Annotated in this window: 21 protein-coding genes and 1 tRNA gene; 13 read left to right on the forward strand and 9 right to left on the reverse strand. The window is 36.4% G+C overall.

Annotation, left to right across the window (positions count from 1 at the left end; genetic code table 11):
• Positions 1-378: 378 nt before the first annotated feature.
• From MW688_RS19975 to MW688_RS19985, 3 genes are all read left to right on the forward strand, one after another.
• Positions 379-624 carry an AbrB/MazE/SpoVT family DNA-binding domain-containing protein gene (locus MW688_RS19975; protein WP_486737769.1) on the forward strand — a complete coding sequence of 82 codons (246 nt, stop codon included), beginning with the start codon at positions 379-381 and terminating at the stop codon, positions 622-624.
• Positions 611-1,000: a type II toxin-antitoxin system VapC family toxin gene (locus MW688_RS19980; RefSeq protein ID WP_486737770.1), complete on the forward strand. Its 390-nt coding sequence runs from the start codon at positions 611-613 to the stop codon at positions 998-1,000. The genes MW688_RS19975 and MW688_RS19980 overlap by 14 nt, the downstream gene beginning before the upstream one ends.
• Before the next feature lie 156 nt (positions 1,001-1,156).
• Entirely contained in the window at positions 1,157-1,408 is a 252-nt protein-coding gene (locus MW688_RS19985; RefSeq protein ID WP_486737771.1) for a YggT family protein, read from the forward strand.
• 29 nt (positions 1,409-1,437) lie between these two features.
• On the opposite strand, the gene MW688_RS19990 is transcribed toward MW688_RS19985, so the two are convergent.
• Positions 1,438-1,887 (reverse strand): hypothetical protein, encoded by a 450-nt coding sequence (locus MW688_RS19990; RefSeq protein ID WP_486737835.1) that lies wholly within the window; start codon positions 1,885-1,887, stop codon positions 1,438-1,440.
• 84 nt (positions 1,888-1,971) lie between these two features.
• On the opposite strand from MW688_RS19990, the gene purM reads away from it, so the two are divergent.
• The 4 genes from purM to MW688_RS20010 all read left to right on the forward strand — a co-directional run bounded on the left by purM (position 1,972) and on the right by MW688_RS20010 (position 7,991).
• Positions 1,972-3,000 (forward strand): phosphoribosylformylglycinamidine cyclo-ligase, encoded by a 1,029-nt coding sequence (gene purM, locus MW688_RS19995; protein ID WP_486737772.1) that lies wholly within the window; start codon positions 1,972-1,974, stop codon positions 2,998-3,000.
• 986 nt (positions 3,001-3,986) lie between these two features.
• Positions 3,987-5,402, forward strand: coding sequence for a protein translocase subunit SecD (secD, locus tag MW688_RS20000; protein ID WP_486737773.1), 1,416 nt, complete (start codon positions 3,987-3,989; stop codon positions 5,400-5,402).
• 15 nt (positions 5,403-5,417) lie between these two features.
• Entirely contained in the window at positions 5,418-6,353 is a 936-nt protein-coding gene (secF, locus tag MW688_RS20005) for a protein translocase subunit SecF (protein WP_486737774.1), read from the forward strand.
• 6 nt (positions 6,354-6,359) lie between these two features.
• On the forward strand, positions 6,360-7,991 hold the full coding sequence (locus tag MW688_RS20010; protein ID WP_486737775.1) for an ABC transporter permease: 1,632 nt from the start codon (positions 6,360-6,362) through the stop codon (positions 7,989-7,991).
• Between the two features lie 150 nt (positions 7,992-8,141).
• Here MW688_RS20010 and MW688_RS20015 read toward each other — a convergent pair whose 3' ends face one another.
• A complete protein-coding gene (locus MW688_RS20015; protein WP_486737776.1) occupies positions 8,142-9,026 on the reverse strand; it encodes an ankyrin repeat domain-containing protein in 885 nt (294 codons plus the stop codon).
• 824 nt (positions 9,027-9,850) lie between these two features.
• Here MW688_RS20015 and MW688_RS20020 point away from each other — a divergent pair.
• The 3 genes from MW688_RS20020 to MW688_RS20030 all read left to right on the forward strand — a co-directional run bounded on the left by MW688_RS20020 (position 9,851) and on the right by MW688_RS20030 (position 13,428).
• Positions 9,851-11,611 carry a putative bifunctional diguanylate cyclase/phosphodiesterase gene (locus tag MW688_RS20020; protein WP_486737777.1) on the forward strand — a complete coding sequence of 587 codons (1,761 nt, stop codon included), beginning with the start codon at positions 9,851-9,853 and terminating at the stop codon, positions 11,609-11,611.
• Between the two features lie 36 nt (positions 11,612-11,647).
• A complete protein-coding gene (locus MW688_RS20025) occupies positions 11,648-12,169 on the forward strand; it encodes a phycobiliprotein lyase (RefSeq protein ID WP_486737778.1) in 522 nt (173 codons plus the stop codon).
• Positions 12,170-12,288: 119 nt separating this feature from the next.
• On the forward strand, positions 12,289-13,428 hold the full coding sequence (locus tag MW688_RS20030; protein ID WP_486737779.1) for a sulfotransferase family protein: 1,140 nt from the start codon (positions 12,289-12,291) through the stop codon (positions 13,426-13,428).
• Between the two features lie 413 nt (positions 13,429-13,841).
• On the opposite strand, the gene MW688_RS20035 is transcribed toward MW688_RS20030, so the two are convergent.
• From MW688_RS20035 to pstC, 6 genes are all read right to left on the reverse strand, one after another.
• Positions 13,842-14,324: a 23S rRNA (pseudouridine(1915)-N(3))-methyltransferase RlmH gene (locus tag MW688_RS20035; protein ID WP_486737780.1), complete on the reverse strand. Its 483-nt coding sequence runs from the start codon at positions 14,322-14,324 to the stop codon at positions 13,842-13,844.
• Positions 14,325-14,715: 391 nt separating this feature from the next.
• A tRNA-Leu gene (locus tag MW688_RS20040) sits at positions 14,716-14,797 on the reverse strand.
• Between the two features lie 76 nt (positions 14,798-14,873).
• Positions 14,874-15,284 (reverse strand): photosystem II protein Psb27, encoded by a 411-nt coding sequence (psb27, locus tag MW688_RS20045; protein ID WP_486737781.1) that lies wholly within the window; start codon positions 15,282-15,284, stop codon positions 14,874-14,876.
• Positions 15,285-15,415: 131 nt separating this feature from the next.
• A complete protein-coding gene (gene pstB, locus MW688_RS20050) occupies positions 15,416-16,240 on the reverse strand; it encodes a phosphate ABC transporter ATP-binding protein PstB (RefSeq protein WP_486737782.1) in 825 nt (274 codons plus the stop codon).
• Between the two features lie 20 nt (positions 16,241-16,260).
• Positions 16,261-17,151: a phosphate ABC transporter permease PstA gene (pstA, locus tag MW688_RS20055; protein ID WP_486737783.1), complete on the reverse strand. Its 891-nt coding sequence runs from the start codon at positions 17,149-17,151 to the stop codon at positions 16,261-16,263.
• 13 nt (positions 17,152-17,164) lie between these two features.
• The gene (pstC, locus tag MW688_RS20060; RefSeq protein ID WP_486737784.1) at positions 17,165-18,067 is read right to left on the reverse strand and encodes a phosphate ABC transporter permease subunit PstC; all 903 of its coding nucleotides are present in this window, start codon (positions 18,065-18,067) and stop codon (positions 17,165-17,167) included.
• A 212-nt stretch (positions 18,068-18,279) separates the two neighbouring features.
• Between pstC and bioB the strand changes: the two genes are divergently transcribed.
• From bioB to lspA, 3 genes are read left to right on the forward strand one after another with little or no spacing between them, the layout of a single operon-like run.
• Complete coding sequence (gene bioB, locus MW688_RS20065) at positions 18,280-19,350, forward strand: biotin synthase BioB (RefSeq protein WP_486737785.1); 1,071 nt, start codon at positions 18,280-18,282, stop codon at positions 19,348-19,350.
• A gap of 2 nt (positions 19,351-19,352) precedes the next feature.
• Positions 19,353-19,958 carry a biotin transporter BioY gene (locus tag MW688_RS20070; RefSeq protein WP_486737786.1) on the forward strand — a complete coding sequence of 202 codons (606 nt, stop codon included), beginning with the start codon at positions 19,353-19,355 and terminating at the stop codon, positions 19,956-19,958.
• A 27-nt stretch (positions 19,959-19,985) separates the two neighbouring features.
• A complete protein-coding gene (lspA, locus tag MW688_RS20075) occupies positions 19,986-20,450 on the forward strand; it encodes a signal peptidase II (RefSeq protein WP_486737787.1) in 465 nt (154 codons plus the stop codon).
• Between the two features lie 48 nt (positions 20,451-20,498).
• On the opposite strand, the gene MW688_RS20080 is transcribed toward lspA, so the two are convergent.
• Complete coding sequence (locus MW688_RS20080) at positions 20,499-21,032, reverse strand: transposase family protein (protein WP_486737788.1); 534 nt, start codon at positions 21,030-21,032, stop codon at positions 20,499-20,501.
• Between the last annotated feature and the right edge of the window lies 1 nt (position 21,033).

Raw genomic sequence — 21,033 nt, forward strand, 5'->3', positions numbered from 1 at the left:
GGGTTTCGTGACCTCAACCCAACCTACAGGCTTATTTATATAGCTATATAACCAAGAAACAAACCAAGAATTTGGCGATCGCCTTTGAAATGGTAAAATGTAGTAACCAAGTACCTTGTTGGGTTTCGTGACCTCAACCCAACCTACTGGCTTATTTATATAGCTATATAACCAAAAAACAAACCAAGAATTTGGCGATCGCCTTTGAAATGGTAAAATGTAGTAACCAAGTACCTTGTTGGGTTTCGTGACCTCAACCCAACCTACTGGCTGACGTAAATAAAAGAAGAATTTGGCGATCGCCTTTGAAAATGAACATTGATAATTTTCTCTAGATTCCTGACAATAAAGTAAGGAAAAAAAGAAAGGAAGAAAGTAATGGTAACTGTCACAATAACAAGTAAAGGGCAAGTAACAATTCCGAAGGAGATTAGAGACTATTTAAAACTGGAAACAGGAACGAAGGTAGATTTTGTGATCACCGAAACTGGAGAAGTCAAAATCATTCCCCTAGTGACCAATGCTAAAACTTTATCAGGAATGTTAGATCGGAAGAAAAAAAAGGTCGTCACCTTAGAGGAAATGGAGGAAGCAATCAGGAAGGGAGCCAGTGATTGGACTTGATACAAATGTTTTGATCCGTTACCTAACCAAAGATGATGAAGCTCAATGGCAGCAAGCAGGAAAAATAATTGAAAGTGAGGAACAGTGCTTTATTACTAATATAGTTTTGTGTGAAATAGTATCGGTGTTAAAAGGGGAAGCGTATCAATATACTAAAGAGGATATTGTCAAAACCTTAGAAGCGATGTTGTCTTGCGTGAGTTTTGAGTTTGAAAATCGTTCAGCTTTTTATCAGGCTTTACAACGGACAAAACAAGGAACTGCCGATTTTTCAGATTATCTTATTGGTGCGATCGCTATTCAATCAGGAGCATCACACACCACTACTTTTGACCGTAAACTGAAAAAGGAAAAAGGTTTTAACTGTTTGTCTTAATGAAAAAGGAAAAATGTGGCATCTTTCGTGATTATGGGGTAAATTATTATGATTGTTACATTTTCTTCCCTGTTCCCGTCATTACTTTGTGGGTAAAACTAAGCTAAAATAAAGAATCAAGTAAATTTAATATTCATCAAGGAAAATTTTTTATTCATGAGTGCTACTGAATTACTGACTACGAGCCTAGCTAACTTCATCAACATCTACTTAGTATTAATCTTTATTCGTATATTACTAAGTTGGTTCCAAACGGCGGAATTTGCCGCCCAAGCAATTTCTTTTCTCAGTCCTATTACTGATCCCTACTTAAATATCTTTCGTTCCTTCATTCCACCCTTGGGAGGAATAGATATTTCCCCCATTCTGGCGATTTTTGCTCTTCGAATAGTTGCTTCTTTTCTATAATTAACTACCTTGGTTAACTAAACTTTGAGCTAATCTTCGTAATAAAAAGGACGAACTCTATAAGTAAAACCAGAAGCTTTGAACTGTTCTAATTGCAGGGGCGTTGGTTGACTTGCTGGGACAGAAATCCTAATCTCGAAATCGCTAACGCCTGGGGGAACTTCTAGGATGGTGCCAACTCTTCCCCGATTCTCAAAAACTGAATTGTGATTGGCATCATAAATGCGACCGAAAACATCCGCATCTACTACTGTTTTACCTGACTTATTTTGTACTTTACCAAAAACAATAAAACAATTAACGGGAAGAGAAGCACCACCACTAGTAACAGTCCCCTCCCCTATTTCTTGAGGGCAATCTCTATAGGAAAGATCAAAAAGAGAGAGAGAAGTTAAAGCTTGAACAGGAAGAGAAACGGCCCAACTCCCTAAAGATAGCATAACTGCCAAAACCAAAACCAATAGAAATTTTTTTGTTATTTTCATAATTATTCCGTTACGTTTAGTAACTAAATTCTCTGCATAACTTATTGTTAATTTTATCTTAGATTGGAATCATCACTTATGGATTATCAACAAGCAGGCGTGGATATTCAAGCAGGACGCACTTTTATTGAAAAAATACGACAAGGTATTGAGAGTACTTATCGACCCGGTGTCCTGGGCAGTTTAGGGGGGTTTGGAGGCTGTTTTGAATTACCATCAGGTTATCACCAACCAGTATTAGTATCGGGAACTGACGGCGTAGGAACAAAACTGAAAATCGCTCAAACAGTTAACTCTCATCACACCATCGGTGAAGATTTAGTAGCAATGTGTGTTAACGATGTACTAACATTAGGAGCAGAACCGTTATTTTTTCTTGATTATCTAGCCACAGGAAAGCTTAAACCAGAACAATTAGCAGAAGTAGTGAGGGGTATTGTAGAGGGGTGCCGTTTGAGTAACTGTGCTTTACTAGGGGGAGAAACTGCTGAGATGCCGGGTCTCTACCAAGAAGATGAATACGATTTAGCAGGGTTTTGTGTGGGGATTGTGGAAAAATCAGCAATTATAGACGGTAAAAAGGTAAAAATTGGGGACCAGGCGATCGCCCTTCCTAGTAGTGGAGTACATAGCAATGGATTTAGTCTAGTACGCAAAATTGTTGCTGATTCTGGTTTAGATTGGTCTCATCAACCAGAATTTGCTCCCAATTCCAGTTTAGGAGAAATTTTTCTCACTCCTACTTCTATTTATGTAAAACCAGTATTAAAACTCATCAAAGCAGGAGTTAAAATCAATGGCATGGCCCATATTACTGGGGGAGGTTTACCTGAGAATTTACCTCGTTGTCTCAATCACCAACAATCTGTGCAAATAAATAGGGCTAGTTGGGAGATTCCTGAAATCTTCTCTTGGTTAGCAACAATGGGTCAAGTGAATTTAACAGAAATGTTTAGTACTTTTAATATGGGGATTGGTTTTGTGATTATTTTACCCCCAGACCAAGTTACAACCACCTTAGAATTGTTAAAAAGTGAGAATATAGAAGGTTTTCTCCTAGGAGAAGTAATAGCTGGCGATGGCCAAATTCTTGGGTTAACCAATTAATTATATAGCCATATAGATTAGTTATGAGTTAATTGTATCTTTCCTCTTTCCTCATATCTTGCACGCAAGTACAAAAGTACAGAAATTGGCCGACAAGGGAGAATCAATTTTTAAGCGCGATCGCATTAACTCATTACTCATTACTTCAAAACTCATTACTTCAAAACTCATTACTCATCCACAACCAGTAACATTAGGGTTTTGATGCTTTGGTGTGAGTTGTTGGGTTTCGTGACCAAGGGCCCAACCTACAGGCTACAGGCTACCTTCAAGACTCATTACTTCAAGACTCATCTAACGGTGCGTTACGGGCTGCGCCCTAACACACCCTACAATTACTACAAATACAACTACTTTTATAGTGTTGGGTTTCGTGACCAAGGGCCCAACCTACTGGCTACCTTCTTACTCATTACTCATTACTCATTACTTCAAGACTCATGTTTGGTGCGTTACGGGCTGCGCCCTAACACACCCTACTAAATCTGTTATAAGCCTGTAGGTTGGGTTGATGTTACTCCACCTTAACATTTCAAAGGCGATCGCCAAATTCTTCTTTTATTTGCGTCAGTTATATAGCCATATAGCTAGTAGGTTGGGCCCATGTCACGAAACCCAACAATTGACTGAATCATTAGCCAGTAGGTTGGGTTGATGTTAGTCCACCTTACCATTTCAAAGGCGATCGCCAAATTCTTCTTTTATTTGCGTCAGTTATATAGCCATATAGATAAGTTATTAGTTAATTGTGCCTTTGCTCTTTCCTCATATCAAAGCACGCAAATACAAAAGTATAGAAATTGGCCAAGAGGCGAGAATCAATTTTTAAGCGTTGAGCATTAATTCTCTTACTCATTACTCATTACTTATTACTTCAAAACTCAACCCTCACCAGTAACATTAGGTAAAGATGCAAGATCTGAGTATTAGGTTAGCAACCAAAAAAAGCTAAAATAGTTTTACAAAAAGCAGTAACTAGAAAGAGAATGCAAAAACAAAGTTTGTTAATTATTCTAATCTTATTATTAACATTGGGGGCGATCGCTATTTTATGGAAAATTCCTCCCCAATTAGGATTAGACCTCCGAGGAGGTTCACAATTAACTATAGAGGCACAACCTACAGAAGATAATCAAACTATCGACTCAGAATCTCTCAACTCTCTCAAAAGAGTATTAGAACAGAGAATCAACAGTTTGGGTGCCGCCGAATCAGTAGTACAAACTGTAGGAGATAATCGAGTATTAGTACAACTACCCGGTGTAAATGACCCAGAAGAAGCAGAAAGGGTATTAGGAGGCACGGCTAAACTGGAATTTCGCAAACAAAAACCAGGAACAGAAACACAACTAGGGGTAGAATTACAAATAAGATCCCAAACACAATTCCAACTAGATTTGATTCGCCAAAGTGAAAACCCTAGCACCTATAGTGAGGAAATAGGCGAATTAACAGAATCGCTTAAGTCTTCTAACCAAGCAATTTTGGAATTATTTGAACCAATTGGGTTGACAGGGAAAAATTTAACCGATGCTTATCCTCAGCCGATAACAGGGGGAAATCTTTGGGAAGTGGCGATTATCTTTGATCAAGATGGAGCTAAAAAGTTCGCTGATTTAACTAAAGAAATAGCTGGAACAGGTCGCGGTTTAGGTATATTCTTAGATGATGCCCTATTGAGTGCCCCGGTAGTAGGTCCAGAATTCGCCGCTACAGGCATAACCGGAGGTAGAGCGGTAATTAATGGTAATTTTACTCTCGATAGCGCTAGTGATTTAGCTGTTCAAATCGATGGAGGTGCTTTACCATTCCCGGTAGAAATTGTGGAAAATAGAACAGTAGGGGCAACTTTGGGAAGAGATAGTATTAGACGCAGTATATATGCTGGATTGGGGGGATTAATCTTGGTCTTGGCTTTTATGATCGCTTATTATCGTCTGCCGGGTGTTATTGCTGATATCGCTTTGGTTATCTATACAATCTTGACTCTGGCTTGTTTTACTTTGGCAAATGTTACTCTAACTTTACCGGGTATCGCTGGATTTATTCTCAGTATCGGTATGGCAGTAGATGCCAATGTGTTGATTTTTGAACGCACTAGAGAAGAATTGCGTAAGGGAAAAAGTTTATATAGAGCAGTAGAATCAGGCTTTTATCGCGCATTTTCTAGTATATTAGATAGTAATGTGACTACTCTGATCGCTTGTTTTGCTCTGTTTTGGTTGGGTTCAGGCTTAGTAAAAGGCTTTGCTCTAACTTTGGGTATCGGAGTGGCGGTTAGTATGTTTACAGCCGTTACCTGTAGCCGCACTTTACTATTAATTACCGTGTTGGGATTACCAAAAGTTAGACAAAAACCAGAACTGTTTTGTCCTAATTTAACTGTTACTGCAAAATCTTAAAAGCTATTTTATCAAATGAAAATACAAGTAACTAAATGGCAACGTTTATGGTGGAGTATATCGGCGATCGCACTCCTTGGCAGTCTCCTGGCTATGGGGTTATCATGGTCTCAGCTAAATGCTCCCCTACGCCCCGGATTAGACTTTATCGGTGGTACTCGTCTACAATTAGATAAAGATTGCAATATCCCTAATAACTGCGATCAACCTATAGAAACTGGTGTAGTTAGAGATATTCTCGCTGAGTCAAATTTGGCAGATAGTAGTATTCAAGTAGTTGAGGACTACGGTTTATCAATTCGGACTAAAACTCTAGATGTAGACCAAAGAAGTAATTTAATTAAACAACTAGAAGCAGAATTGGGAACTTTTGACGTTGAAAAGACACAAATTGATACAGTAGGTCCGACAATAGGTAAAGAACTATTTATCTCGGGATTTTTGGCTTTGATAGTGGCCTTTGCTGGGATTATTGCTTATTTAACTATTAGGTTTCAATTCGATTACGCACTTTTTGCAATCTTAGCCCTCTTTCATGATACTTTGATTACTATGGGCGTGTTTGCCTGTTTGGGTTTGATTGGTGGTATAGAAGTAGATAGTCTGTTTTTAGTAGCGTTACTGACTATTATTGGATTCTCAGTTAATGATACGGTGGTAATCTATGATCGCATTCGGGAAACTCAAGATCAAGAACCAGAATTAGCGATGAATGAGGTGGTAGATTTATCAGTTAATCAAACTCTATCTCGTTCAATTAATACCAGCATAACTACTATTTTACCTCTGATAACTATTTTCTTATTGGGGGGAGAAACTTTAAAATACTTCGCTTTAGCCTTAATAATTGGTTTTATCTGTGGTTCCTATTCTAGTATTTTTATCGCTAGTACTTTATTGGGATGGTGGCGCAATCGAAGGGAAAATCAAGAAGGGGAATTGGCAACTTAAACTTAAATGCTACTTCAGTTTTGGACGATAGTCATACTTATTATCGCCGCTTTAATTTCTGTACCAATCTTATTTATATTCGGCAGCGTCTTTACCGATGCTGGGGAAATTTGGCAACATCTAGCTTCTACAGTCTTATTGAGTTATATTACTAACTCTTTATGGTTGATGGTGGGAGTGGGTATCGGTGTATTAATTGTGGGAGTTTCTACAGCTTGGTTAGTGACTATGTGTAAGTTTTGGGGAAAGCGGGTGTTTGAATGGTCTCTACTACTACCTTTAGCCGCCCCTGCCTACTTGTTAGCTTATACTTATACTAATATGCTGGACTATTTTGGCCCAGTGCAAACTACTCTACGGAATATATTTGGTTGGCAGACGGTACAAGATTATTGGTTTCCAAATATTCGTTCCCTGTGGGGGGCGATCGCCATGATGATTCTAGTCCTCTATCCCTACGTTTATCTCCTGGCTAGAGTCGCTTTTTTAGAACAATCTCAGGTAACAATAGAAGCTAGTCGTTCCCTTGGTTGCAGTCCCTGGGGTGGTTTTTGGAAAGTAGCTCTACCTTTAGCACGTCCCTCAATTATAGCAGGATTAGCTTTAGTATTGATGGAAACCCTCAACGACTTCGGTACAGTGGCTTATTTTGGCGTTAATACTTTTACTACTGGTATTTATCGCACTTGGTTGGGGATGGGAGAAAGGGTAGCGGCAGCCCAATTAGCCGCATTTTTGATGGTGTTTATTTTAGTTTTGATTGTCCTAGAAAGATGGTCTCGGAGTCAAGCCCGTTATTATCAAACCGCTAACATTAAACAAAATAGTTCTAAATATCAACTCAATTATCTTCAAGGGGCGATCGCCTGGGTAGTTTGTTTTTTACCCTTAGCTTTTGGTTTTCTCCTTCCTGGCTTATATTTATTGCAGATGACTATTAATAATTGGGAAAATGCTTTTGAAGAAAAGTTTGTCAATTTAGCCACTAATAGTTTTATTTTAGCTATCATCGCCGCAGTTATTGCTATTATTATCTCTTTAGTTGTTGCCTACGGACAAAGATTACAACCAAAAAAATTAATTAATTGGGCCGTAAGAGTCGCCGGAATGGGTTATGCTATCCCTGGTTCTGTAATTGCTGTAGGTGTTTTGATACCCTTAGGACGTTTAGATAATTTTATAGATACTTGGATAGATAGAATCTTTAATATCTCTCCTGGTTTAATTTTGTCAGGAACAATTACTGGGTTAATTTTTGCCTATTTAGTTCGCTTTCTCTCGGTTTCTTTGGGTACTGTTGAATCTAGTCTACAAAAAATTAAACCCAATTTAGATGATGCAGCTCGTAGTTTAGGATACAATCCTCTGAGAATTTTGCTATCTGTACATATTCCCTTACTTTGGGGAGGAATTCTCACTGGCGTGATGTTGGTTTTCGTTGATGTGATGAAGGAGTTGCCAGCAACTTTAGTTATGCGCCCTTTTAACTTCGATACTTTGGCTATTCGCGTTTATCAATATGCTTCTGATGAGAGATTAGTTGAAGCGGCAGCACCTGCTTTAGCTATTGTTTTGGTAGGAGTTATTCCAGTTATTTTTCTTTCTTGGGAAATTGCTAAAACTAGGAATAGTTTGTAAACACTAAGTTTTGAGGCTTTGAGGCAAAAGTGTATAAACATTTTATTGTATGCTATTACAGTTATCTTCTTCACTCCATTCAATAATCATTTGATATTTATATTTTCTCCTTATTTTCTCCTTTTTTAACTTGTAAAATAGCTTGTTTAATTAACTTTTCTTGGTATTTTTAGTATTTGTCGTATTTTTATAGTCTCTAAGAATAGTGATTATTTCCTGGTTTTGATTAGCTTCAGCAATTTCTAAAGCAGTTTGATTCTTTTTATCTTTCTGATTAATATCGACTCCTGATGCTAAAAGTAACTTAACTATTTCTAAATTATTCATTCTCACCGCTAAATGCAGTGCATTTCCACTAATATTCTGTTCACTCCTAAACCAACCTACTCTGTTACACTCATTTCCATAATCATCACATAAAAACTCATTATCAGCATTGACATTGGCCCCATTATCTAATAAAAATTTGACTAAATTTAAATCTTGTTGTTCTACAGCAATTTGTAAAGGATAAACAGTAATTACTTTAGCCCATAAAGCCATAATATCCGATTGCTGATAAGGACGATTAACATCAATTCCTTTAGCTAAGAGATTTTCAATTAGCGCCAATTTGTCGTTATCATGAGGATATTTAAAAATAAATAATGCTAGGATTGGCTCTAGATTTTCAACTTCGTTAAAAGATTCAATACTAGTAATTAGTAATTGTGCCTGTTCAAATTCATCATTCATTAAAGCTGATTGTAAACTTTCTAACTCCTCATTAGTCTGTTGTTGAGAATTTTGAGCTAAGATAACGTTAACTAGATTGATATGGTTAATTATATTACTTGTTACATTTTCTCCTTTCCTGTTCCCTATCAACGATAATTTGTGCTTATCACCATAATTAGGGGATATCCCATATTCTAAATAATTACCATCAAAGTTAATGAAAGTGGCTGGAATTATCCCCATGGTCAGGATGAGTTGAGTAAAATTAAGGTTAAACATTTTCATAACTACTAAAATGGCTATTTTTATATATAGCATTTCAAAGGACTCATGAGGTTGTACCTAACTCGGAGCCTCCTTTTAAGAGTTTAGCATTAATTCTTTAACTCCAAAACTTCAAAACTTCAAAACTTCAAAACTCATTATTCATCCACCACCAGTAACATTTGGGTTTTGATGCAAGATGTGAGGTCAAGTTCCTATGTAGATTCAGCATCAGCACAAGTCGATATAAGCATTTCAAGAGAATTTTTGTCAATATAGATACAGAAAATGAAACATCAAAGTTATATGTTTTACAATTATATGGAAAAATGTAAAAAAGTTTTCAGTCCATGAATAATATGCTTAAAATAGTTGAATCTAATCACCAAAATTCATCTCCTGTGCTGGTAGCGATAAGCACAACGACTACCAACTTAAGCTCAGATCTTGCATCTTTACCCAAAGTTACTGGTGGAGGTTGAGTTTTGAAGTAATAAGTCTTGAAGTTTTGAAGTAAAAGAATTGATGTTAAACCCCTAGGAGACAAAGATTATAGAGAATTAACCATAAAGAACATTTTTCCTTAAAAATTAGTACATAAGTTCTGGTGGAAGATATGAGTTAAGGCAACGCAAACTAGTTTAGAGGGGGTATTAGGTATTAGGTATTAGGTATTAGGTATTAGGTATTAGGTATTAGGTATTAGGTAAAATGCTAATTGTTTTTCTTCCTTGACAACTAAATTAATCTACAAAAAGTTGTATAGGTTAATTTTTAAAGTATGGTATAACAGTGAAAATATGAAATATGAGTTTTGCGAATCAACTACAAAATATCAAAATAAGAATTTATTACCAATCTACCCGGGAGTTGAGAAAATGATCAATAATAAAATATTAATAGTAGATGATGAACCGATATTCCAATTATTAGTTCAAAAAACCCTGAAACGATATATTAATTATAGTAATTACTCCTTAGTTCGTGCCTTTGATGGCAAAGAAGCATTAAACAAGCTAGAAGAAGATACTTCTATTAAAATTATTATTACTGACTTAAATACTCCAGAGATTGATGGTCTCAGTTTCTTAGAAAATTTACAAAAAATCAATCGAAATTGTGTAACTATAGTTATTTCTAAAAATACTGATATTAAAAATATTAAGGCAGCAATGAATCGGGGGGCTTTTGATTTTTTAACTAAACCTTTTGAGTTAGAAGATTTAATAAGCACTTTGAATCAAGCAGTTGAATATATTCAAAAAATCCATATACAACAAAAAGAGTTAGATAATTTACAAAAAAGAATACTATATCAAACGTCTCACGATTATCTAACGGGTTTACCAAATAGAGCATATTTAATTAAGCTAATAGAAGATTCTCTAGAAATTAGTAAACAAAACAGTAATTATTTATTTGGCATTTTATTTATAGATATAGACCGCTTTAAAATAATTAATGATAGTTTAGGACATTTAGAAGGCGATTTACTACTTAAATCTGTTAGTAAGGAACTTCACAAATATATTAGACATAGTTATGGTGATAGAGTAGCACGTCTTGGGGGAGATGAGTTTGTGGTTTTGCTCAATAACTTAGATAGCATTGACCAAGGTATAAAAATAGCTCAAGAAATTCAAGCTAAACTCAATAATTTTCTCCAGTCAAATAAACATAAATTTTCTTTGACTACAAGTATGGGTGTAGCTTTTAATAACATCAAATATCAATATCCTGAAGAAATGCTAAGAGATGCAGATATTGCCATGTATCGCAGTAAAACTGATGAAAAAGGATGCTATAAAATATTTGATAGGATGATGCAAAAACATATTTGCTTCAGATTAGGAATAGAAAATGCCCTTTACCAAGGAATAGATAATCAAGAATTTGCTATACATTATCAACCAATTTTTTCTCTGTCTACTAAAAAGTTAGTTGGTTTTGAAGCTTTGATTAGATGGAATAATGCTAAATTAGGTTGGATTCCACCCAATGAGTTTATTCCTATAGCGGAAGAAACAGGCTTTATTAAATTATTGGGAAAATGGGTATTCAGCCAAGTATGTCAGCAACTACATATCTGGCAAAAAGAGTTGAGATGTGATGATTTAGTAATTAATATTAATTTTTCTGCTATACAACTACGGCAACCTAACCTAGTTGAAAATCTCCAAGACATTATCGAACAATATCAGGTTAATCCCAATAACCTAAAACTGGAATTAACAGAAAGCTGTATATTATCAAATGTATCTAGAGATATTGAAGTTTTGCATCAACTCAAAGCTATAGGTTTAGATATTTGTATCGATGACTTTGGCATAGGTTATTCTTCTTTGAGTCGTCTTCATGAGTTTCCTATTACCACTCTCAAGATAGATAAATCATTTATCAAAAACCTCAGTTATCAGAAGATAGAGACAGTTAAAATGATTATTTCTTTGGCACACAGTTTAAATATGAATGTAGTAGCAGAAGGAATAGAAGAAGAAATTCATCTAGAAATTTTAGAATCTCTAAATTGTGAATTTGGACAAGGGTATCTTTTTTCTAAACCTCTTCCTGGCGCCGATGCTTTTCAATTAATTTCTCAAACGATAAATCCATTAAATTTTAGCTTAGAGACTATATAATCAAAAAGGTAAAGCAAATAAATTTATGATAATTACATGGAGATTCGAGAGTTTTTAGAGTTATGTGCAGGAAATTGGTTTTGTCAACGCACTAGTTATCTTCTCAACCCGGAAAAAACTGAAAACAGTAAGTCAGAAATTACCATAACCCTACTTGAATCAAAAGATACACAGATTCTTAAGGTATGTGAGGAGCATTCTCTAGATGCTAGTTTAAGTGTTGGTGGTATACGCTCAGATTGGAATAATTCTGTAGATTGGGGTAAACCAAAACAAACAGGATTTTCCCTAGTTATCCCAATTCCCGAAACAACTAACCAAGGTCGCCTCTTACAAACCTCTAGTATCTCTCAACAACAAAAATTACAGGGTAAGTATTCTATTGGTGAAGATGAAGCTGTAACTTTAGTTACAGAACTCCCGGAGATAACTATCAAAGAACGTATTTGGTTTGCTAGTCCTAATTTACGCTTACGTACTAGCTTAATAGAATCTCAACAGGGTTGGACAAAAACATCTTTTTATTCAGAAATTCGCAAAGTCACTGCTAGTAAGTAGATACACAATCAGCAATTGTGTACAGGTTTTGCTACCTGTACATTTTTTGCTTTTGTTATTCCTTGACGCTAAAAACAGCTAGGGCAATTTTTGCAATTATATTTGGGTAATAATTAAAAATGTATTTTCACTACCAGACTCTCTGGCGAATTCTCAAAACTAGTTTTTCTCCTAGGTATTTTCATCCCACTCACGCTATTTATGTCCTCATATTTGTCAGTCTCTTCCTGATTTTGCACCTACTAGTTACTATAGTTCGTCAAATAGATAAAATTATTTATCCCCGTTACCATCAACAAAAGATTTCACCGCCAATTTATATCACTGGTAATCCTCGCAGTGGAACTACTTTTTTACATCGCTTACTATCTATAGACCCTCAATTTACCTATACTACCCTCAATCACACTATTTTTCCTGCTATTAGCTTTTATCGCTTTTTTAATTTCTTAGGCAATATTAATCGTTACTTAGGAGGAGTATTAACTAACATAGTCAATAAGTTAGAAAATAGAGGCTTTATCGGTTGGGAAGATATACACACCACTAAATTAAATCAAGCCGAAGAAGATGAACAATTATTTGTGTTTACTCTTCTATCTCCCGTAATTACTTTGTTATTTCCTTTTTATCAGGAGTTGATGGCACCCTGTTGGGTAGACAAATTGCCTAAAAATACCCGGGAAAAATTAATGGCACATTATTATGATTGTCTGCAAACCCATTTGTATACCGCAGGCAATCACCAAACTCTACTTATAAAAAATACTACCTCTACAGGAAGATTGCAATCAATGCTGGAAATACTTCCTGATTTAAAAATTATTCATATTATCCGACATCCCTATGAGGCGATCGCCTCTTTGTTGAGTATGTATGACGCTTCCTGGCGCACATTTGTTCCTCAGACTCGTCGCCAAATCCCCGCTAGTTGGGATTTAGCCCAATTATATGCTGACTATTATCGCTACCGTCTCCAGTTATTTGAGCAATTAAAACGAGAAAATACCGCAAATTTTTTGGAAGTGAGATACGAAGATTTAATTGCTAATCCCCTCGGAGTCATTAAACAAATTTATCAGCAATTTGATTTAGATTTAAGCGAAACAGTATTAGCTGATTTCCAAAGCACTATTAACCAACAACAAAAAATATATAAGAGTAAACATAAGTATTCTTTAGAGCAATTTGGTATTAGTAAAACTCAACTCTATGAAACCATGAAAGACGTATTTGAAGCTTATAATTTTAAGCCATGATACCTGAGGTGGGTGACTCAGACCCTCGCATCTTTACCTAATGTTACTGGTTGGAGTTGAGTAATGAGTAAGGAGTAAGGAGTAATGAGTAAGACGTCTTGAAGTAAGAAGTCTTGAAGTCTTGAAGTTTTGAAGTAATGAGTTAGAGAATTAATGCTCAACGCTTAAAAATTGGTTGACCAAAAAGGCGTATTCAGTACTTTTTTCTCGCGGAATGCGGTCATCTATCGCCCCCGGATTTAAAATCCGGGGCGATAGATGACCACAATAATTTGGTACATAAGTACTGGTGGAAGATGTGAGGTGACGAAACAATAATTAAAGTCTATTTAAACAATCTGATTATTTTTCTTTTAAGATTCGGGAGTTCCTTCCTTTCCTGATATTTATTGCATTTTTTTAGGGAAATGATCTTATTTATGATAATTTTTATTACCTTTATTAATGCAGTAAGCCCTATATATTTGCTCTACTAATATTACAAAGCATAAATGAGCAGGAAGAGTTAGAGAAGAAAGTTGAAGGGTTATATCTGCTATTTCTCTAACTCTAGAAGATAAGCCAAAATTTCCCCCAATTATAAAGACAATACTGGTAACTGTAGATGATTCAAAATCATTGATTAATTTAGCGAATTCTAGACTTTTAAAATTTTTACCTTTTTCGTCTAGACAGATAACTTTTCTATTTTTATCTTTTAGAGATAGGATGAAATCAATAATCGCAGAACCTTCTAATTCAACTTTTTCTAGAGATGCTTTTGTTTTCTGGCATTTTATCTCACGCCATTCAATTTTGGCGAATGGTTGAAGGGATGTAACGTAGTAATTAAATCCTTCATAAGAAAAATCTAAAGCTATTTTAGAAGGTGAAGCTATGATTATTTTAGTAGTCATTTAAATGAGTAATGAGTAATGAGTAATGAGTAATGAGTTTTTTAAGTATTTATACTTACTTTTTAGTTATAAAAATCTATTTAGCCATCAAATAAATAAACTTTTCCCAAAATCAATTAGTACTCTTGTTCTGGTGCGAGTGATGTGAGGTACGGGTGAAAAAGTACGTTTTAGTGCGGAGGTAGGGGCGCAAGGCTTGCGCCCTACTACTTTGGGTTTTTGAAGAAGAGAAAACCAGCTCAAACCTATACCAAATTGTAGTTTTAGATTTATTCAGCAAACCCTAATTATTATAAGTCTTGGTTTAAAGATGCGATCGCCTTTAAACAGCCAAGGGAATAAAAAAGTATTTCACTCCAATTAAACAATTTATTTTATTTAGAGTATTTAATGCGGACGGAGAGACTCGAACTCTCACATCGTAAGACACTAGAACCTAAATCTAGCGCGTCTACCAATTCCGCCACGTCCGCTGATTTTTGCACATCTACTATTATATACAGTAATTGCCAAAAATTGCAAGGGAAAATCATAATTTTCCCAATCTTATTAAACACCGCGTTTGATGGCCAATTCTACTTGACTAAATTCTTGTTCTAAACGCTTTTTGAGCTTATCGGGTAAGGGACGGTTACCATAGGAGGTATAGTACCCTGCTAAAGAATTCATTGCTGTCTGCATAGTTGTGAAAGAACGCAATCCAGAAGAACGAGAGTCACGACGGTAGAGAGAGATATAGTCATTAATTTGCTGACGCGCCAAAGATTTTACTTCTTCTTTAGCGGGGTCATTCTCATCGATTTCTACAGCTTTTTTGAGATTATTTAATACAGTCAAAGTATCTTCACTATATTTACCAGTCAGTCCAGTAGGACTAGAACAGGCAGTCAAACCAAATAAGCTAATTACTACCACTAAAGCGATCGCTAACAAACGGGATAAGTAACGTTGAATAGACATATCTTATACAAAAACCTGAACAATTTCAATTATCCTATCAAGAATTGGAACCTTATTAGCAAAAAAAAGGATAAGTTTTCTGCTTATCCCCTTTCAGTTAATTTAAATAATCAGAGATTTTTATCAGATTTTTATCCGAAACGACCACTAATATATTGTTGAGTTTCTTCTTTACTGGGGTTATTAAAGATTACTTCAGTGCGGTCAAATTCTGCTAAGTAACCTTGGCGGTCTCCCCCTTCTAGGGCTTTTGTATTGAAGAATGCAGTATAATCTGCTACCCTGGTTGCCTGCTGCATATTGTGAGTTACAATGACGATAGTGAAGTTTTCTTTTAACTCATGAATCAGTTCTTCTACCTTGAGAGTAGAGATGGGGTCAAGGGCGGAACATGGTTCATCCATCAGCACTACATCAGGTTTTAGGGCGATAGTACGAGCGATACAGAGACGTTGTTGTTGTCCCCCAGAAAGAGCCATACCACTTTGTTTTAGTTTATCTTTTACCTCATCCCAAAGAGCTGCACCCCGGAGAGACTCTTCTACTAGTTGGTCATAGTCGGTTTTAATGCCATTAATTTTAGCTCCGTAAACGATATTATCATAAATAGATTTACGGAAAGGATTAGCTTTTTGAAACACCATGCCGATACGACGGCGTACTTGAACTGGGTCAATATCTTTGGCGTATAAATCCTGTCCATTATAGGTAACTTTAGAACCTTCTCCTAGGTGAAAAATAGGAATTAGGTCATTAAGACGATTAAAACAGCGTAGGAGAGTACTTTTACCACAACCAGAAGGACCAATAAAAGCTGTTACTTTGTTTTTAGGAATTTCTACATAGACACCTTTTACGGCTAAAAAGCTGCCATAATAAACATCAGTATTTTCAGCTTTTAATACTGCTGTACCAATAGCACTTTGAACATTGTCTTGGGGTTGATTGTGAACCATGATTTAAATCCTCATCTAAGTTAGTATTCTTTTTGAGCTGTAGCTATTCGGGAGAGAATACTAGTAATTAGTACTAGCATCACCAAAACGAAAGCTGCTGCCCAAGAAAGCTGGTTTTGGTTTTTAAAGGGAACAATGGCGAAGTTGTAAACCAATACTGCTAAAGAAGCAAAAGGTTCCTTCAAGAATTTGTCCCAATTAGGCCAAAATTGAGTAAACAAAGCGGTAAATAGTAGCGGCGCTGTTTCTCCTGCTGCCCTTGCTACGGCCAGAGTTACTCCAGTTAAAATTGCTGGTACTGCCTGGGGCAATACTACTTGCAAAACAGTTTGATAATCATTAGCCCCTATACCAATCGAAGCTTGTCTTACTTCTTGAGGAACTAGTTTTAGGGCCTCATCGGTGGTGCGGATAATAATTGGCAACATTAGAATCGACAAGGCTACACCCCCTGCCCAAGCAGAATAAGACTTCATTGGTAAAACGACAATCGCGTAGGCGAATACTCCTACAATAATCGATGGTACACCACTAAGCACGTTTGTTGCAAATCGTATTCCTGGAGCTAGTTTACTTTGACTAAATTCTGATAAATAAATAGCCGCCATAATGCCTACTGGTACACTAATTAGTATACCAATACCCACCATAATTGCTGTTCCAAGGATAGCATTACCAAAACCACCACCATCTACGAGAGGGGGTGGTGGTAGTTCTGTAAACACACTGGGAGATAGAGCACTAATACCTTGTCCAAACAAGTATATTAAAATAATAAACAAAGGTATTACTGCCATGACCATAAACAACACTGTTATACCGTTCATAATGTAGCAAAACAATGTTCTTTTGTTAGCGTTATCGTGCTTTAACTCACTAGGAGAAAAATCAGAAATGTATTGAGAAGTCATCTTTTTTCTTTGATTAAATTTTTTGTAATTGAGTAACGACAACTTGAGCGAGGATATTCACAAATAGAGTTACTATTGCTAATACCAATGCCGCATACATCAGGGCAGATACCTGTAACCCACTAGCTTCAGCGAACTGATTGGCCAGCAAAGATGATATGGTATTGGAGGGCGCCAATAAAGAGAAGTCAACTCGGTTAGAGTTACCAATGAGCATGGTTACCGCCATAGTTTCTCCTAAGGCCCGTCCTAATGCCAACATAATTCCCCCAATAATTCCCGAAGAAGCTGTTGGAATCACTATTTGTAGAATTGCTTCCCAGCGAGTAGCGCCTAAACCTATTGCGGCTTTACGCATATCATCAGGGACATTGACTATAGCATCTCTGGCTATGGCCGCAATTGTTGGTAGAACCATGATTGAGAGAATTAGAGCCGCAGGTAACATGGAAGCTGATTTGACCCCGATTGGTTTAAGAAAGGGTATTAGTACAAATAATCCCCACAAACCATATACTACACTAGGCACAGCCGCTAGTAGTTCCACAAGGAAGACCATAACTCTTTGGACTTTACGATTGATATAGTCTTCGCTGAGAAAAATTGCTACCCCTAAACCAATAGGTACAGCGATAAGGAGAGCAATTCCTGAACTTACTAGGGTTCCATAGATGGCTGGCCAAATCCCGTATTGATCTTGTACTGGATTCCAGTCTTGTCCTACAATAAAACCGAGTCCAAATTTGCCGATTGCTGGCGAGGCTTGTAGTAATAATTGTAAAACAATCCAGATTAACAGAACTCCAATAATGATCGCACAGGCTTGGGCAGCTATTTTAAATGTGCTGTCGATACCCTTTTCTGTTCCTGAACGTGGTTCTATTCTTTGACTTGAATTATTAAAACCAGAACTCACTATTTACTTCTCCTAACGATTTTATTTTAAGCTTGTAATACAAATTACCAGATTTTTATTCCATTTTAAGTTACTGAAATACCGATAATAGTGTAACAACCAAGGGTTAAGATAAGGTTAAGAAAAGCAAAATTTTTGGTAAAAATTATCAAAATGGTATAATAAAATGCCTAACAATTATTATTGGAAAATTTTAGGGAGCTTAAATATAAGTGGTGCAATCATTAGCTCAATCAATTCCTACAAACTCCACTGAGTTGAGAAACTGTTTAACAGAATTAGCAGAGGAAATTATTGGAGGAAAGCGACTAACTAGGGAAGAAGCTTTAAATTTAACTGAAATTGAGACAGAGGAACAAATATTATTACTATGTGAAGCGGCAGATCGTATCCGTCAAGCTTGTTGTGGTAATGTGGTAGATTTGTGCAGTATAACTAATATAAAATCCGGCAATTGTTCGGAAAACTGTTCATTTTGCTCTCAATCAGCCCACCATCCGGGGAAAGATTCTCCCGTGTATCCCTTGAAATCTCGGTCGGAAATCGTGGCTGAAGCTAAAGCGGCAAAAAGTGCAGGGGCAAAACGCTTTTGTTTAGTGAGTCAAGGTCGAGGGATTAAGTATAATAGTCCTAAAAGTAGCGAATTCACCGAAATTTTAGCAACAGTTCAAGAAATTAGGGCGGAAACAGGAATAAAACCCTGTTGTGCTTTGGGGGAATTAACCAAAGAACAAGCGATCGCCCTAAAAGAAGCAGGGGTAACTCGCTACAACCATAATTTAGAAACGGCGGAAAACTTTTTCCCAGAAATAGTAAGTAGCCATAGTTGGCGCGATCGCGTGGAAACAGTAAAAAATGTACATGCGGCGGGAATGCAGGCTTGTACTGGAGGAATTATTGGTATGGGAGAGAGTTGGTCTGATAGAATTGATTTAGCCCTAAGTTTACGAGACCTAGGGGTAGAATCAGTACCAATTAACTTACTAAACCCCAGACAGGGAACTCCTCTAGCTAGTCAAAATAAATTAGACCCCTATACGGCCCTCAAGGCAATGGCGATTTTTCGGATGATTCTACCGGAACAAATTTTGCGTTACGCCGGAGGCAGAGAAGCTGTTATGGGCGAATTACAAAGCCTTGGCTTAAAATCAGGTATTAACGCCATGTTAATTGGACATTATCTAACTACCATCGGACAACCTCCAGAAAAAGACCAGGAAATGCTTGAGTCATTAGGATTACAAGGAGGCGAGGCACCTGTACCCTTAACTAATCAAGATTGATTTTGAGACCTAAACCATTACTATCGCCAATAGCACAGTTATTATGGGCAACAATTGGCTTATTTTTAACTGTTATCAGCACATTCATAGAAGTAAAAACTACCAATCTCCCCTGGTATTGGCACTCCCAAGGGGTAAGTAGTTACACATTGGGAGTAACTTATCAAATAGGGGCAGTATTATTTACAGGATGTGTGGGGGGAAAAAATGCTGGGGTAATAGCTCAAATTGCTTATATAACTCTGGGATTATCAGGGTTATCAATTTTTGCCCAGGGGGGAGGTTTTGACTACATCGGGGAACCAGGTTTTGGCTATTTATTAGGGTTTATTCCTGGCGCTTGGGCGGCAGGATGGCTGGCTTGGCGAGAAAAAGCTAGTGTAGAGTTATCGGCTTTAGGAGCTGGTCTAGGTTTATTAGTAATTCATTTAGTTGGTTTGGGGTATTTACTAATTTTTTACCTGTTGAAAATAGAGCCAATTAACTCCCTAAGTCAACTTAAGTCTTTTGTAATGGTTTATTCTGTCAATGCTTTACCAGGACATGTGGCGATTGTTTGTTTAGTTGCTGTGTTGAGTTACTTTTTTCGTCGAATCTTATTTTACTAAAATTAACTGTTATCAAGTAGAAAAACAGTGCAAAAATTAAGAAAAAATCGTTTTTTTTGGCTAGTTGCTTTAGTCGGGTTAATTCTTGACCAAATCACTAAGTATGTGGTGGTGCAAACTTTTGAGACGATTGGGACAACTATGGCAATTTGGCCCGATGTTTTTCATTTTACCTATGTAATTAATACGGGAGCTGCATTTAGTTTTTTTGAAGGGGGTGTGGCTTGGCTGCGCTGGTTATCATTGGGGGTTAGCTTAGCTTTGATGTGTTTTGTTTGGTTTGCCCCTAAATTACCTGTAACAGAACAAATTGGTTATGGATGTATTTTAGCTGGTGCCTTGGGCAATGGGGTTGATCGCTTTTTATTCGGTTATGTGGTAGATTTTCTCGATTTTCGTCTGATTAATTTTCCGGTTTTTAATTTGGCTGATATTTTAATTAATGTAGGTATTTTTTTACTGTTATTGGTTGCTTGGCAACAACGTAAATAGGCGATCGCATTTTGGAGAAACATAACTAACTTTTGTTTTCATACCTTATTAAAAACAATTGCCTTTTAAAGAGGTAGCTGTATAAGCTATTGCTATTAATAAAATCAAAGAAGTTAGTCTTTCAGTATTAGCTTTACTTCCCTCTAAATTATAGCCACCAGTGTCTTGGTGCGCGTTCCCCGTAGGAAACCTCGCCGGGGTCGCACCGCTCTTACAATCTTTGAACATAGCTTCAATACCAGCTCTAGCTTTATAAACTTTTAAGATATCTTCAATTGTGCTTAAATTAGTTATAATAATCCAAGGTTGTTTTTCCTGTTTACCTTTATACTTTCGCTTCCAATAGAGGCCAACATTAAATTTTCCAAATCCTTTATTTTTAGTGACTGAAACATTCGTCAAAAATATCTTCATGCCTGGTTTTATATTTAACGCAGAAAAGGTTTGATAATTTTCATTAGTTTTTTTCTGATTGGTATCTTGTTTTTGACGAAATGCGAAGAAAACCCGTTGTTTTTTTGCTTCTTGTTTTAGCCAATAAGCCAACTTGACACTATGAAATTCACGGTCGCCAATAATCACT

The organism is Johannesbaptistia floridana (assembly GCF_057440575.1).

Excerpts from the sequence above, each read along its gene's own strand:
- MW688_RS20010 (WP_486737775.1), top strand. The coding sequence starts at position 6,360 with ATGCTACTTCAGTTTTGGACGATAGTCATACTTATTATCGCCGCTTTA.
- MW688_RS20015 (WP_486737776.1), bottom strand. The coding sequence starts at position 9,026 with ATGCTATATATAAAAATAGCCATTTTAGTAGTTATGAAAATGTTTAAC.
- psb27 (WP_486737781.1), bottom strand. The coding sequence starts at position 15,284 with ATGTCTATTCAACGTTACTTATCCCGTTTGTTAGCGATCGCTTTAGTG.
- secD (WP_486737773.1), top strand. The coding sequence starts at position 3,987 with ATGCAAAAACAAAGTTTGTTAATTATTCTAATCTTATTATTAACATTG.
- MW688_RS20020 (WP_486737777.1), top strand. The coding sequence starts at position 9,851 with ATGATCAATAATAAAATATTAATAGTAGATGATGAACCGATATTCCAA.
- MW688_RS20030 (WP_486737779.1), top strand. The coding sequence starts at position 12,289 with ATGTATTTTCACTACCAGACTCTCTGGCGAATTCTCAAAACTAGTTTT.
- MW688_RS20025 (WP_486737778.1), top strand. The coding sequence starts at position 11,648 with ATGGAGATTCGAGAGTTTTTAGAGTTATGTGCAGGAAATTGGTTTTGT.
- MW688_RS19975 (WP_486737769.1), top strand. The coding sequence starts at position 379 with ATGGTAACTGTCACAATAACAAGTAAAGGGCAAGTAACAATTCCGAAG.
- MW688_RS20035 (WP_486737780.1), bottom strand. The coding sequence starts at position 14,324 with ATGACTACTAAAATAATCATAGCTTCACCTTCTAAAATAGCTTTAGAT.
- secF (WP_486737774.1), top strand. The coding sequence starts at position 5,418 with ATGAAAATACAAGTAACTAAATGGCAACGTTTATGGTGGAGTATATCG.
- purM (WP_486737772.1), top strand. The coding sequence starts at position 1,972 with ATGGATTATCAACAAGCAGGCGTGGATATTCAAGCAGGACGCACTTTT.
- pstB (WP_486737782.1), bottom strand. The coding sequence starts at position 16,240 with ATGGTTCACAATCAACCCCAAGACAATGTTCAAAGTGCTATTGGTACA.
- pstA (WP_486737783.1), bottom strand. The coding sequence starts at position 17,151 with ATGACTTCTCAATACATTTCTGATTTTTCTCCTAGTGAGTTAAAGCAC.
- MW688_RS19985 (WP_486737771.1), top strand. The coding sequence starts at position 1,157 with ATGAGTGCTACTGAATTACTGACTACGAGCCTAGCTAACTTCATCAAC.